Source organism: Pseudomonas piscis (assembly GCF_009380155.1).
Taxonomy (GTDB): Bacteria; Pseudomonadota; Gammaproteobacteria; order Pseudomonadales; family Pseudomonadaceae; genus Aquipseudomonas; species Aquipseudomonas piscis.
In genome coordinates this window covers 1560804-1574511 of the sequence record NZ_WHUV01000001.1, presented here as the reverse complement: position 1 = coordinate 1574511, position 13708 = coordinate 1560804, and the positions used below count along the sequence as shown (strand labels likewise).

Sequence of the window (13708 nt, the reverse complement as noted above, 5' to 3'; positions counted from 1 at the left end):
CCGGGCTTTCCCTGACGATCGGCAGCTTGCCGACGATGCAGCAACAAGCCCGGCGACTCAGCGCAGGGCCAGCAGTTGTTCTACCAGAGGCTGCAGGTCCAGCCCATTGACTTGCCGCAACAGGGCGATCAACTCGCCAGGCCAGCACTGTAAGCCCTGGCAGGCACCGAGCATGGCGCCCAGGATCGCCGCGATGGTATCGGTATCGCCGCCCAGGCTGGCCGCCATGCACAGGGCCTCGAACGGCTCCAACCGGCCCTGCGCCACTTGCCCGGCCAGGGCGAAGCTGGCCACCACCGACTCCTGGGAAGCCACCGACGTACCGACCAGTTCATACAGGGTCTGGGCGAATCCGGCCTTGTCGCCAGCCACACCCAGGGTCGCGGCCCATTGCAGCCGGGCCGCCATGCTCGCGCCGGCCACCCAGTGCCCCTGCACCTCGGCCTGGTTGGCGATCTGCCGCCCCAGGGCCAGAGCGTCACCCAGGGACGCACCATTGATACCAGCGGAGACCACTGCCGCGACAGCGGCGGCACTGGCGATGCCCAGGCTGGTGTTGTGGGTCACCTGGCAGGCCTGGACCACCGCTAGGATGAATGCCTCGGGCGCCGCCACGTCGCTGGCGATGCCCACCGGGGTGATCCGCATGGCCGCGCCATTGGTGGTGCCGTAGCGCCCCGCCTCCTCCACCGAATGGCCGGCGAGGATCATTTCGATAGCGTGCTTGGTGGAAGGGCCGAGCAGGTCCTGGGAGCCCCTGGCCTGCATCGCCGCTTCCCAGTCGATCAGGCTCTGGGCCAGCTCCTGAGGCGCGATCCGCCCGTGGCCGCGGACCAGCAACTGGCCCACCAGGATGGCTTGCTCGGTGTCGTCGGTGATCGAGCCCCTGGGCATATTGGCGGCTATCGGCTGGTCCGGGCCGGCGTCCTCCAGAGTATGGATGGTCCCGAAGCGCTGCAGGATCTGCTCACGACTCAGGGATTGGGTGGGCATGCCCAGGGCGTCGCCCAGGGCCAGTCCATAAAAAGCGCCAAGTGCCCGCTGCAGCGGGCTCACTGGGACTCTCCAAATTGCAGGTGCATGCGGAAATGCTGCGGATCCAGCAGGCTCTCGACCTGCTCCATGAAACGCCCCTGGCGGTCGTAAGTCGTGCGCAGGGCCTTGAGGAACACCTCTCCTGTGGCGCGCCCCAGCAGTTCGGCATCTTCGACGCTCAGCGGCTCGGCGCCGATCCACTGGTCGCCACGCTCGCCGATATAGCCGTAGGCAGCCAGGGTTATGGTCAGGGAATCATCGATCAGGCCGACCCGGGGCAGGCCTTCCAACCCACCGGATGCGGGGATCAGCGAGCGCTCCAGGGACAATACCCGGCCGTCGGTGCTGCGCCGGCGCCGATCCAGGGCGATGAACTGATCGGTACCCAGGCGATGCCTGAGATCCGGGCGGCAGATCGCCTCCAGGCGCAGCACCTCGGTATTGATCAGTGCCCCGCTGTCGGCCAGCGCCTGGGCCCAACCGTGGTTCTGGTCCAGGGCGACACCGTCGAAGGTGACGATGGAACCGACCCCGCTTTGCGTGGCGATGTAGTTGCGACGCTTGAGCTCGGCCAGGGCCTCGCGCAAGGTGCCGCGACTGACACCGAATTCCTCGGCCAGGCGATGCTCGCCCGGCAGTTGAGAGCCGTCTTCCATCAGACCGCTTTCAATACGCCGGATCAGTTCGTCGACCACCCTTTTTTTCTTATCGAATCGGACATGTTTGATCATGTCCGGCTTGATACATGAAACGTCCGAGGAAGAGCAAGAAATATCTTCTTACAACAGTTCGAAACGTCCCCGAGGCGGCCGGGCGGCTTGCGCCCGCTCATTTCCCGGCGAGCCTGCAACGGCTGGCAACCTGAAACGGATCCCGGAGGGCTAGGGCTCCTGGCCGATGGGGAAGAACACTCCGTCGCTCCACACCCCGAGCCAGCTCTGGCCATCGAGGATGCGGGTCTGCGCCAGGTCCACCAACTGATAGAAGACGTTGCGGTGGATCAGCGCCTCCAGATTGTGTCGAACCAGGATATATGGCGCCGGCTCCTGGGTCCGGGGATCGATGGCCACCCGCAGCGGGTGCTGGTTGCCGGCCCACACCTGATCATCGACATTGGTGGCAAAGCGCAGCACCTGGTCTTCACCCTGCCCTTGCACCTCGAGGGTCACGGCGACGAAGGGCGCATCGTCGACCTTGATCCCCACCTTCTCCACCGGAGTGACGAGGAAATAGTCGTCGCCATCGCGGCGGATGATGGTGGAGAACAACTTGACCATGGGCTTGCGGCCGATGGGAGTGCCCAGGTAGTACCAGGTGCCGTCGCGGGCGATACGCATGTCGATATCGCCGCAGAAATCGGGGTTCCATGAATGGACCGGCGGCAGGCCTTTTTCGGCCTTGGGAATCTGCGCCAGCAGATCATTGGCTTTGCCTGGACCACTCATGCCACCCTCCTCGTCAATCAGTCGCTCAGACCCAACAGGCTACGAGCGTATTGCTGCAAGGGCGGGCCGAGCAAGTCTTGTGGCTTGTTATCGTGGAACGTCAGTAAACCGCCGCGACTGCGAATCCGCGCCGAATCGATCAGATACTGGGTGCTGGTTTCGATCAACATGATCTGGATGGTGCTGGTGTCGATGCCAAGACGGCCCACCGCTTCCTGGTCCAGCCACTCATCGGAGTTGCCGATGCGATCGTCGGCCTTGGCGAAACGCGCATAGAGCAGGTAGTGCGCACCCTGGCTGCGGGCCTCGGCCATGGCCTCGTTGAGACCTTCCGGAGCGCGGGCCCGGCGAACCATGGGGAAATACTCGACGAAACCGTTGAAGGCCTCTTCGGCCACTACGTTGGGCCGTGGATAGGCATTGCCAGGCGGCACGAAATGCCCCTGGGCGATGAAAATGTACGAATCAGGCTGAATGCGGAACGAGCTGGTGCGACGGGTATCGCTGTGATCGAGCACACCCGCGTCGCTCAGGTGGTAGCGCACCCCTTCGCCCATATCACTGACATTCATGCAGCCGCCGAGCGCCAAAAAGGCCAGCAGCAAAACCAGGCTACGCATCCTACCCCTCCAAGATCCGGTGACGGAAAACCGGCGAATGGCCACGAGATGCAGCTTCCGCGCCAGCTCCGCACTTGCAGGGCAGCGTTTGCGCAAGAGGATCAACCACCGATGATCTTCATCACCGTGGCACCACCTGAGAAGGCCACATCCTGCTTGTCGCCCAGGGCCTTGACCAGCAGCCGTTGCAAGGCTGGCAAGGCCTGGTGCCGTGGCTTGTCCAGCAGGTCGCCGACATAGTGGCGATTGCTCGACGACAGGCAACCGTGCAACCAGCCGGTGGACGACAGCCGCAGGCGCGAGCAGGTCCGGCAGAACGGCACGCTTTCGTTGGCGATCACGCCGAAGTGGCCAAGGCCGGGAATCTGGTAGCGCACGGCCGTGGCATCCACCGGCGCGTCGGCCTGGAGGTACTCGTAGCGCTGGCCGATCAGGTCCAGCAATTGCCGCAGGCTGACGAATTGCTGCAGGAAGGCGTTGTTGTCGCTGGCCAGGTGGCCCATGCGCATCAACTCGATGAAGCGCAGCTCATACCCCTGCTCGAGGCAGTAATCGAGCAACGGCATAACCTGGTCCAGGTTCTGCCCGCGCAACGGCACCATGTTGACCTTGATCTTCAATCCCGCGGCCCGCGCCTGCCCCAGGCCGTCGAGCACCGTGGCCAGGTCGCCGCCACGGGCGATACCGCGAAAGGCCGCGGCGTCCAGGGTGTCGAGGGAAACGTTGATGCGGCAGATACCGGCATCCACCAGCAGCGGCAGCTTGCGGGCCAGTAGCTGGCCATTGGTGGTCAGACTGATGTCTTCCAGGCCCATGCGCCCCACCGCGCCCATAAAGGCTTCCAGCTTGGGACTGACCAGGGGTTCGCCACCGGTGATACGCAGGCGCTCGATGCCCGCCGCCTCGATCAGGTAGGCCACGCCGCGGGCCATCGCCTCGGCCGACAACTCGTCCTGGGCGGCCACCAGCCGCTTGCCGTTGGGCACGCAGTAGGTACAGGCGTAATTGCAGGCTGACGTCAGGCTGATCCGCAGATTGCGAAAGCGCCTGCCTTGACGGTCAACGATCATGGATGACTCCGGCGAAGGAAGGGAAAGGCGCGCAAAACCTGACTCAAAAATCAGGTTTTGACAAGTCCCATGCCTGAGTATATTCCTCGGGCACTGCGCCATACAGGTCCTGATGGCGCAATCCCAAGGCGGGCGGGCTCAGCTGCCGGAGGTGTCGGGGTCGCGCTTGCGCTTGTTGCCCATGCGCACGCCGATGTCCATCAGGAACTGGAAGAAGCCTTCCTGGTCCTCCAGGACATTGCTCCAGAACGGCGAGTGATACAGCGCCACCGCGCCATGCACCAATGCCCAGGAAGCGCAGTAGTGGAAGTACGGCGGTACGTCTTCCAGCTTGCCTTCGCTGATGCGGCCCTTGATCAGCAGGGTCAGGCGTTCGAAGTTGGAAGCACGGATCTTGTGCAGCTCCTCGACCATCTCCGGTACCTGGTTGCCCTTGACCACCTTTTCTTCCAGGCGGTCGAACAGCCGATAGCGCTGCGGGTCACGCATGCGGAACTCGAAGTAGGCCCGGGACAGGGCTTCCTTGTCCTTGTCGACATCGGCAGAGTGCAGCAACTCGTTCAGGTCGCGCTCGTAGTCGAGCATCAGGCGCAGGTAGATCTCCGCCTTGGACTTGAAATGCTTGTAGATGGTCCCTTTGCCGATACCCACGGCATCCGCAATCATCTCGACAGTGACGCTGTCTTCACCTTGTTCGAGGAACAGCTTGAGCGCGGTATCGAGAATTTCTTGCTCGCGGCGGCGAAACTCACGGACCTTACGAGGTTCTTTCTGCATAAGAAAAGATCTGTTCGGGGTCAAAATCGAAGCCGCGTATTATGCCTAACTTGCGCCAAAATGCACGGATCATCCATCGTTGCTGCTGCTTCAGGCATAAAACCCAACTCACCGCCAGCGCCCCGGAAGGCCTGGAAAAGCCGGTATAGGCCATGAATACGGGGTCGGCAACCGGTTCCAGGAAAAAACACCAGGCAACTCCAAGCCCCGGAACAGACCACGAAGTCCTCACTCCCCCGCAACGGGAACCGCCACCCCTGGCCAGGGCTGGTCCTTGACGAAAACCAGGCAACGAGTCGCGTTCTCAATCAGCCACGACAGCATGCCCTGCCCTGGCCACAAGCCAATTACATCAACAGCATCGATGCCCAACAGGGGAACAGCCTATGCCCAGTGATGCTCAAGAAAAAAGGCGAGGAGTGATTATTTCGTGGAAAACCGAGGAATATCCAGGAAATTTCGGCAAATTATCGAGCAAGATCCGGCTTGCGCCGAAAGTGAGAACTCAAGCGAAGCGCCCGTATTCCAAATTTGTTTAAGAAACGGACAAGGCAAACTGGACTGAACCCGATCCTGATCAATACTTGAACTGTCGGCGGGACATCTCCCCCAAGTGAAACGCCGATCTAGGTGCCGAAGGACCGCGCGCCTAAGTTTTACTCCTAATGGTCTTAACCCGGATTCACCCCCCAGAACCCGGGTTTTTTTTGCCTGGAATTCCTCCAGGCCAGGGCAGGATCAGGCCTGCTCCTTGACCCGCGCCAGGGGGAACAGCCGCTTGAAGTTCGCCGTGGTCTGTGCGGCAAAGGCCTCGTAGGACTCGCCGCGCAACATCGCCAGGAACTCCGCCACTTCACGCACGTACTGCGGCAGGTTGGGTTTGCCGCGATAGGGAATCGGCGCCAGGTAGGGGGAATCGGTTTCCACCAGCAGCCGATCGGCCGGTACTTGCCGGGCCACATCACGCAAGGCGTCGGCATTGCGGAAGGTGACGATCCCCGACAGGGAAATATAGAACCCCAGGTCCAGGGCCGCCTTGGCCATGTCCCAGTCCTCGGTGAAGCAGTGCAAGACCCCGGCATTGGGCAGCGCCGCTTCACGCAGCAAGGCCAGGGTATCGGCCCGCGCGCCACGGGTATGCACCACCACCGGCTTGCCGGTCTGCCGGGCCGCCTGCAGATGCAGGCGGAAGGACGCCTGCTGCAGCTCGGCCGCCTCGGGCTCGTAGTGATAGTCCAGGCCGGTCTCGCCGATGGCCACCACCCGTGGATGGTTCAGTTCGTCCAGCAGCCAGTCCAGCGCCGGCGCGGCTCCAGGCTGCACATCCAAAGGATGCACCCCCACCGAACAGTCGACATCGTCATAACGATCGGCCAGGGCCCTCACGTCCGCGGCATTGTCGGCGCTGACGCCGATGCACAGGAAGTGTCCGACGCCGCGCTCGCGGGCCGCCGCCAGCGCGGCATCCAGGGAGCCGTCATGGGCGGCCAGGTCGAGGCGATCAAGGTGGCAATGGGAATCTACGAGCATAGGGGCGACAACTTGCATCCGATAAATGAAAAGGCCGGATGACTGCATCCGACCAGGGAAAGAACTGATTCTAGGCGCCGGGCGTCAGTTCTGGGTAGGCAACGCCGCCCATTGCACCAGCAGCGCCTCGAGCAGCAGCACCCGGTTGAGATTGGCCTTGTTCAGCACCTTCTGCCGCTGGGCCAGGATCCAGTCCTGCATGGCCAGCACCTTGGCCTGGGCGGACTTCTGCGCCAGGTACTGCACTACCTTGCGCATGTCCGCCAGCCCCAGGCCTTGCTCATCCTGGGTCAGTTGGTAGCGCAGGATCAGGTTCGACCAGTCGCAGAACCAGTCGAACAGCAACAACAACGGCACGGCGTTCCAGGACTCGGCCAGTTGGGTCGGCGATTGCTGCTGCTTGAGCAGCTTCTTCACCCCTTCCACCACCTGCGCCCGCTGCTCGCGCGCGCCCTGGGTGTGCAGGCTGACGGCGGCCAGGGGCGAACCGGCGGCCAGGGTCAGCAACTCTACCCGCTCCTCGTCGCTGCATTCGGGCAAGGCAGCGGCCAGCCAGTGCATGCTCATGGCCTCGCTGGGCAACGGGCACGCCTGCTGCACGCAGCGGCTCTTGATGGTCGGCAGCAATCGGCTGGGCTGGTGGCTGACCAGCAACAGCACGGTGTCCCCTGAAGGTTCTTCGAGGCTCTTCAAGAGGGCGTTGGCGGCATTGATGTTCATCGCCTCCACCGGCTCGATCAGCACCACCTTGCGCCCGCCCAACTGCGCGGTCTGGACCACGAAGCTCACCAGGTCGCGAACCTGGTCGACCTTGATCGGTTTGTCGGCTTCCTCGGGCTCCAAGATGTAGTTGTCCGGATGGCTGCCGGCCTGCAACAGCAGGCAAGACTTGCACTGGCCACAGGCCTCCAGGCCCTCCGGGCGCTGGCACAGCAGCCGGGCCATCAGGCGCTCGGCCAGGGCCCGCTTGCCGATACCCACCGGGCCATGCAGGAGGTAGGCATGGGCATGCTGGGTACGCCCCGCCAGTTGCTGCCAAAGGCCATCCTGCCAAGGGAAGACGTCAGCCACGGGCGCGCTCCAGCAACTGCGGCAGCAAGCCATCCAGGGAGCGCTGGACCTCGGCCAGGGGCTGGGACGCATCCACCAGGAAATAACGCTCGGGAGCGGCTTGGGCACGCTTGAGGAAGGCTTGGCGAACCTTCTGGAAGAACTCCCGGCCTTCCTGCTCGAAACGATCCAGTCGACCGCGGGCACTGGCACGCGCCAGGCCGACTTCCACTGGCAGGTCGAAGACCAGGGTCAGGTCCGGGCGCAGCGGGCCCTGGACGAAGTCTTCCAGGGCCTCGATCCGTGCCAGGCTCAAGCCGCGACCGGCGCCCTGGTAGGCATAGGTCGAATCGGTGAAGCGATCGCAGAGCACCACCGCACCGCGCTCCAGCGCCGGGCGGATCACCGTTGCCAGGTGCTGGGCCCGGGCAGCGAATACCAGCAACAGCTCGGTGTCGGCATTCATGATCTCGTCGGCCGGAGTCAACAGCACCTCGCGAATCCGCTCGGCCAGGGGCGTGCCACCCGGTTCGCGGGTCAGCACCACCTCGATGCCCGCTGCGCGCAGGCGCTCGGCGAGGTATTCGCGGTTGGTGCTCTTGCCGGCGCCTTCCGGGCCTTCCAGGGTAATAAACAAACCAGTCACGGGCAGTCCTTGATCAAATTCATTGCGGGCTTTTCGGCGTTTGCCCAGGCTCGGCAGGAACGGACGCTGGCGCCGTTGGAGTCGGCTCAACCTCGGCCGGTGCCCGCTCCGGCGCGGCGCTCGGACTCGGCGCCTCGGGAGCCGCCGGGCTGGCGGTCGGAGCCGGGCTGGAACGATAGTCGGCACGGCGCTTGATTTGGAACTCGCGCACGGCGCTGTTGTGGGCGTCCAGGTCATCGGAGAACACATGGCTGCCATCTCCGCGAGCGACGAAGTACAGGCTCTTGCCCGGCACCGGGTTGAGCGCGGCGTGGATCGCCTCGCGCCCCACCATGGCAATCGGCGTCGGTGGCAGGCCGGCGTTCACATAGGTGTTGTAGGGCGTCGCCTCCTTCAGGTGAGCCCGGGTCAACTTGCCGGTGTAGCGCTCACCCAGGCCGTAGATCACTGTGGGATCGGTCTGCAGCAGCATGCCGATCTGCATCCGGCGCACGAACACACCGGCAATCTGCCCACGTTCCTGGGGCACGCCGGTTTCCTTCTCCACCAGGGAGGCCATGATCAGCGCCTGGTAGGGGTCGGCATAGGGAGCATCCTCGGCGCGCTTGTCCCACTCCTTGGCCAGCACGCTGTCCAGGCGGTCGTAGGCCTTGGCCAGGAGCTCGGCATCGCTCATGCCCCGGACGAAGCGATAGGTATCGGGAAAGAACCGCCCCTCGGGAAACACCCCGCCGTGGCCGAGTTTTTCCATCACCTGGGCGTCGCTGAGGCCGGCCAGGGTTTGTTGCAACTTGTCGCTCTTGGCCAGGGCATTGCGGACCTGGCGGAAGTTCCAGCCCTCCACCAGAGTCAGGCTGTATTGCACCACCTCGCCGCGCTGCCAGGCACCGATCAGGCCCTGGGCCGTCATGCCCGGGGTCATGCGGTACTCACCACTATGCAGGGGCTGGCCCGGCAGGTTGAAACGCCAATACAGGCGCAGCCAGAAAGCATCCTGGATCACACCGTCGGCTTGCAGGCGATTGAAGGTTCCGGTGGGGGTGGAGCCGGCGGGAACATCGAGCAGTTGTTCCTGGCTCAGGTTCAACGGTTGCTCCAGGGCCGAGTTCAGTTTCCAGGCACTGACACCCAGCAGCAGCCCTGCCAGGACCAGTCCGGTTTCCAGCAGGAGCAGTAATTTACGTCTCACGAATCAAGCATCCAGTAGTGCGCGGGTAATGTCCTGCAGTTTACGGGTGAGCGGTCCCGCCGACCAGCGCATCCCGGCGCAGCACAGTACCGGCCAGATGCCATAGACGCTGTTGCACACGAAGACTTCATCAGCCTGCCGCAACTGCTCGAGACTGATATCGGTGATCGCCACGGGAATGCCTTGCAGCTGGGCCTGGGCGAGGATTTCGCCGCGCATCACCCCGGCCACGCCACACCGGCTCAGGTCCGCCGTCAGCAGCTGTCCTCCAGCGACCAGGAACAGATTGCTGAACACCCCCTCGATCACGCGCCCGGCGCCATCGAGCATCAGGCCTTCGGCATGCTCGCTATCGCGCCATTCGGCACGGGCCAGGACCTGCTCCAGGCGGTTGAGGTGCTTGAGGCCAGCCAGCAAGGGCTGCTCGGACAGGCGCGTGGCACAAGGAAACAGCTGAATCCCTTGTGCGGCATGGGCCGCCGGGTAGGCCGGCAAGGCGCCGCCCTGGAGGATCCGCCGCGCCGGCGCCGCAGGATCGGCGGCGTAGCCGCGCAGGCTATCGCCCCGGGTCAGGATCAGCTTGAGTACCCCTTCATCCAGGGCCTGGGCGTAGGCCAGCACTTCGCTGCGCACCAGCTCCGGATCCGTCACCAGGGCCAGGCGCCGGCAGCCTTCGGCCAGGCGCTGCAAGTGCCGCTCGAGCAGCAGCGGCTTGCCGGATCTGACGGCGATGGTCTCGAACAGACCATCGCCGTAGGCCAGGCCACGGTCCTTGAGCGACAGAGCGTCAGCCGGACGACCGTCGACCCAGCTGTGCATCACTCGGAAAACCGACGGAATACCAGGGAGCCGTTGGTACCGCCAAAACCGAAGGAGTTGGACAGCACGACATCGATATCCATGCTGCGCGCAGTGTGCGGCACGAAATCCAGGTCGCAGCCTTCATCGGGCTCATCCAGGTTGATGGTGGGCGGCGCGACCTGGCTGTTGATCGCCAGCACGCTGAAGATCGCCTCGATCGCCCCGGCGGCACCCAACAGGTGGCCAGTCATGGACTTGGTGGAGCTGACCGCGAGCTTGTAGGCGTGGTCGCCGAACACACTCTTGATCGCTTCGGCTTCCGCCAGGTCGCCAGCTGGCGTCGAAGTGCCATGGGCATTGATGTACTGCACCTGGTCGGCATTGATCTTCGCGTCGCGCAAGGCGTTGGCGATGCAACGGGCAGCGCCGGCGCCATCGGCGGGTGGCGAAGTCATGTGGTAGGCGTCACCGCTCATGCCAAAACCGATCAGCTCGGCATAGATGGTGGCACCACGCGCCTTGGCATGCTCCAGCTCTTCCAGGACCAGGGCGCCGGAACCATCGGACAGCACGAAGCCATCACGCCCCTTGTCCCACGGCCGGCTGGCGCGGGTCGGTTCGTCGTTGCGGGTCGACAGCGCACGGGAGGCGCCAAAACCACCCATGCCCAGGCCGCAAGCGGCCATCTCGGCGCCACCGGCAATCATCACGTCGGCTTCGCCGTAGGCAATGTTGCGCGCAGCCATGCCGATGCAGTGGGTGCCCGTGGTGCACGCCGTGGAAATGGCGTAGTTCGGTCCCTGGAGCCCAAGGTGAATGGACAGGAAACCGGAAATCATGTTGATGATCGAACCGGGCACGAAGAACGGAGAAATCCGTCGCGGGCCGGAGTCGTGCAGGGTGCGGCTGGTTTCTTCGATATTGGTCAGACCGCCAATGCCCGAACCCATGGCCACGCCGATGCGATCACGGTTGGCATCGGTGACTTCCAGGCCGGCATTGCGTACTGCCTGGAAACCGGCCGCCAGGCCGTATTGAATGAACAGGTCGAGCTTGCGGGCCTCTTTGGCCGACAGGTATTCCTCGACATTGAAGCCCTTTACCGAGCCGCCAAAACGGGTGGAATAGGCAGAAAGGTCGGTGTGCTCGATCAGACCGATGCCACTTTGGCCAGCCAGAATGCCCTGCCAGCTAGTCGGTACATCCGTACCCAGCGGCGACAACATACCCATACCGGTGACTACGACGCGTCTACGCGACACAGCACTCTCCTTTTTCTAATGACGACACTCTTTGCATCAGGCCTAAAGAAAAAACCGCACGCCGTGACGGCAGTGCGGTTTTTTCCATGACAGCAAAATACGACTACAAACGATTAAGCCTGGTGGCTGTTAACGTAGTCGATAGCTGCTTGAACGGTAGTGATCTTCTCAGCTTCTTCGTCAGGGATTTCGGTCTCGAATTCCTCTTCCAGAGCCATCACCAGCTCAACGGTGTCAAGGGAGTCGGCACCCAGGTCTTCAACGAAGGAAGCGGTGTTAACAACTTCTTCTTCTTTAACGCCCAGTTGCTCAGCAACGATTTTCTTGACGCGCTCTTCGATGGTGCTCATACCTTGTTTTCACTCCTAATGGACAAATTCAGGCAGCTGGCCAGTGGGTAAGTGTATAGAAAGGCTTTTCAGCTTTTCAACCGAAAGCTTTACCACTCAACCCTTTGGCCATCTGCCTATAAATAGATTGCAGCTTTATAACGGATTTTAGACAGCTCGTATGACACTTTTTTGAAGCAATCCGTCACATTTGCCTCACATGTACATCCCGCCGTTGACCGGGATTGTAGCCCCAGTAACGTATGCCGCACCGTCGGATGCCAGGAAAGCGACCACTTGCGCGATCTCTTGGGCCTGACCCAGACGGCCCAGCGGAATCTGTGCCCGCAGGGCTTCACGCTGTGCTTCCGGCAGCTCGCGGGTCATATCGGTATCGATGAAACCAGGAGCGACCGAGTTCACAGTGATCGACCGCGAACCTACTTCCCGCGCCAGGGCACGGCTGAAACCTTCGAGGCCGGCCTTGGCGGCGGCGTAGTTTACTTGGCCTGCGTTGCCCATGGCACCCACAACCGAGCCAATATTGATAATTCGACCCCAACGAGCCTTGGTCATGCCGCGCAGGACGCCCTTGGACAGGCGATACAGGCTATTGAGGTTGGTATCGACCACGTCGTACCACTCGTCATCTTTCATGCGCATCATCAGGTTGTCGCGGGTGATACCGGCGTTGTTCACCAGGATCGCCGGCGCACCGAACTGCTCGGTGATGCTGGCCAGGACCGCAGCCACGGACTCGTCGCTGGTGACATTGAGTTCCAGGCCAGTGCCTTGAACGCCGTTTTCCTTGAGGGTGGCAGCGATACGCTCGGCACCCGAGGCGGAAGTGGCGGTACCCACCACGATGGCACCCATGCGCCCCAGTTCGAGGGCGATGGCCTGGCCGATCCCACGGCTGGCGCCGGTCACCAGTGCAACTTTACCTTGCAGACTCATGCAAGCTTCTCCTAGTTCAGGCCAACGCTGCGCGAGCGGCAGCGAAAGCATCCGGGGTATTCAGGTTAGAGGTCGAAACGCCTTCGGCGCAGCGCTTGTTGAGGCCAGCCAGGACCTTGCCCGGACCGCACTCAACCAGCTCGGTAGCACCGCCGGCAGCCAGGGTTTGCACCGATTCGACCCAACGCACAGGCTTGTACAGCTGTTCCAGCAGATCGCGCTTGAGGCTATCCAGATCAACCGCCACTGCAGCGCTGACGTTCTGCACTAGAGGGATCTGCGGAGCCTGCCAGTCGATCGCGGCGATCGACTCGGCAAAACGCTCGGCCGCAGGGCGCATCAGCTCGCAGTGGGATGGCACGCTGACCGGCAACGGCATGGCACGCTTGGCGCCACGGGCCTTGCAACCTTCGATGGCACGGTCCACGGCAGCCTTGGCACCGGCGATCACCACCTGGCCCGGGGAGTTATAGTTCACCGCGCTGACCACTTCACCTTGCGCCGCTTCTTCACACGCAGCCACCACGTCGGCATCGTCCAGGCCAAGGACCGCCGCCATGGCGCCCTGCCCTGCCGGCACCGCTTCCTGCATCAGCTGGCCACGACGCTCCACCAGCTTGACCGCCTCGGCCAGGGTCAGGCTGCCGGCAGCGACCAGGGCGCTGTACTCGCCCAAGCTGTGGCCGGCAACGAATGCCGGGCGCGCACCGCCCTCGGCCAACCACAGGCGCCACAGAGCGATGGACGCGGTGAGAATCGCGGGTTGAGTCTTGTCGGTCTGATTCAGCAGCTCCGCCGGACCTTCCTGGGTCAGAGCCCAGAGATCGTAGCCCAGGGCATCGGAGGCTTCCTTGAAAGTATCGAGGATCAACGGGTACTGCGCGCCCAGCTCGGCCAACATGCCGAGGGACTGCGAGCCCTGTCCTGGAAAGACGAATGCGAGGGATGCAGACATGTAACGAGCCCCTAATGATCTTGTCGTCGGAGAATTGACGTC

General features: G+C 63.1%; 15 protein-coding genes. All 15 read right to left on the bottom strand.

All coding sequences use genetic code 11. The features are described from left to right. Positions 1-57: 57 nt before the first annotated feature. The 15 genes from GDH07_RS07525 to fabD all read right to left on the bottom strand — a co-directional run bounded on the left by GDH07_RS07525 (position 58) and on the right by fabD (position 13666). On the bottom strand, positions 58-1056 hold the full coding sequence (locus GDH07_RS07525) for an ADP-ribosylglycohydrolase family protein (protein WP_343038192.1): 999 nt from the start codon (positions 1054-1056) through the stop codon (positions 58-60). Continuing rightward, on the bottom strand, positions 1053-1766 hold the full coding sequence (locus GDH07_RS07520) for a GntR family transcriptional regulator (RefSeq protein ID WP_152897057.1): 714 nt from the start codon (positions 1764-1766) through the stop codon (positions 1053-1055). The genes GDH07_RS07525 and GDH07_RS07520 overlap by 4 nt, the downstream gene beginning before the upstream one ends. Positions 1767-1916: 150 nt before the next feature. After that, complete coding sequence (locus tag GDH07_RS07515) at positions 1917-2480, bottom strand: DUF1285 domain-containing protein (protein ID WP_152897056.1); 564 nt, start codon at positions 2478-2480, stop codon at positions 1917-1919. A gap of 17 nt (positions 2481-2497) precedes the next feature. Further along, complete coding sequence (locus GDH07_RS07510; RefSeq protein ID WP_152897055.1) at positions 2498-3100, bottom strand: DUF4823 domain-containing protein; 603 nt, start codon at positions 3098-3100, stop codon at positions 2498-2500. 101 nt (positions 3101-3201) lie between these two features. Next, the gene (locus GDH07_RS07505; protein WP_152897054.1) at positions 3202-4170 is read right to left on the bottom strand and encodes a GTP 3',8-cyclase MoaA; all 969 of its coding nucleotides are present in this window, start codon (positions 4168-4170) and stop codon (positions 3202-3204) included. A 138-nt stretch (positions 4171-4308) separates the two neighbouring features. Then, on the bottom strand, positions 4309-4947 hold the full coding sequence (locus GDH07_RS07500; protein WP_085597189.1) for a TetR/AcrR family transcriptional regulator: 639 nt from the start codon (positions 4945-4947) through the stop codon (positions 4309-4311). 738 nt (positions 4948-5685) lie between these two features. Further along, complete coding sequence (locus GDH07_RS07495) at positions 5686-6477, bottom strand: TatD family hydrolase (RefSeq protein ID WP_053135820.1); 792 nt, start codon at positions 6475-6477, stop codon at positions 5686-5688. Between the two features lie 84 nt (positions 6478-6561). Then, a complete protein-coding gene (locus tag GDH07_RS07490) occupies positions 6562-7548 on the bottom strand; it encodes a DNA polymerase III subunit delta' (RefSeq protein WP_343038191.1) in 987 nt (328 codons plus the stop codon). After that, positions 7541-8173: a dTMP kinase gene (gene tmk, locus GDH07_RS07485; protein WP_053135813.1), complete on the bottom strand. Its 633-nt coding sequence runs from the start codon at positions 8171-8173 to the stop codon at positions 7541-7543. The genes GDH07_RS07490 and tmk overlap by 8 nt, the downstream gene beginning before the upstream one ends. A gap of 19 nt (positions 8174-8192) precedes the next feature. Next, on the bottom strand, positions 8193-9362 hold the full coding sequence (gene mltG / locus GDH07_RS07480; protein ID WP_343038190.1) for an endolytic transglycosylase MltG: 1170 nt from the start codon (positions 9360-9362) through the stop codon (positions 8193-8195). A 3-nt stretch (positions 9363-9365) separates the two neighbouring features. Beyond that, complete coding sequence (gene pabC / locus GDH07_RS07475) at positions 9366-10181, bottom strand: aminodeoxychorismate lyase (RefSeq protein ID WP_152897052.1); 816 nt, start codon at positions 10179-10181, stop codon at positions 9366-9368. Then, a complete protein-coding gene (fabF, locus tag GDH07_RS07470) occupies positions 10181-11425 on the bottom strand; it encodes a beta-ketoacyl-ACP synthase II (RefSeq protein WP_031321260.1) in 1245 nt (414 codons plus the stop codon). Before fabF ends, pabC begins: the two co-directional genes overlap by 1 nt. Before the next feature lie 113 nt (positions 11426-11538). Continuing rightward, positions 11539-11775: an acyl carrier protein gene (acpP, locus tag GDH07_RS07465; protein WP_004884578.1), complete on the bottom strand. Its 237-nt coding sequence runs from the start codon at positions 11773-11775 to the stop codon at positions 11539-11541. Positions 11776-11970: 195 nt separating this feature from the next. Next, a complete protein-coding gene (fabG, locus tag GDH07_RS07460; RefSeq protein WP_152897051.1) occupies positions 11971-12711 on the bottom strand; it encodes a 3-oxoacyl-ACP reductase FabG in 741 nt (246 codons plus the stop codon). A gap of 16 nt (positions 12712-12727) precedes the next feature. Beyond that, positions 12728-13666 (bottom strand): ACP S-malonyltransferase, encoded by a 939-nt coding sequence (fabD, locus tag GDH07_RS07455; protein ID WP_152897050.1) that lies wholly within the window; start codon positions 13664-13666, stop codon positions 12728-12730. Positions 13667-13708: the final 42 nt, after the last annotated feature.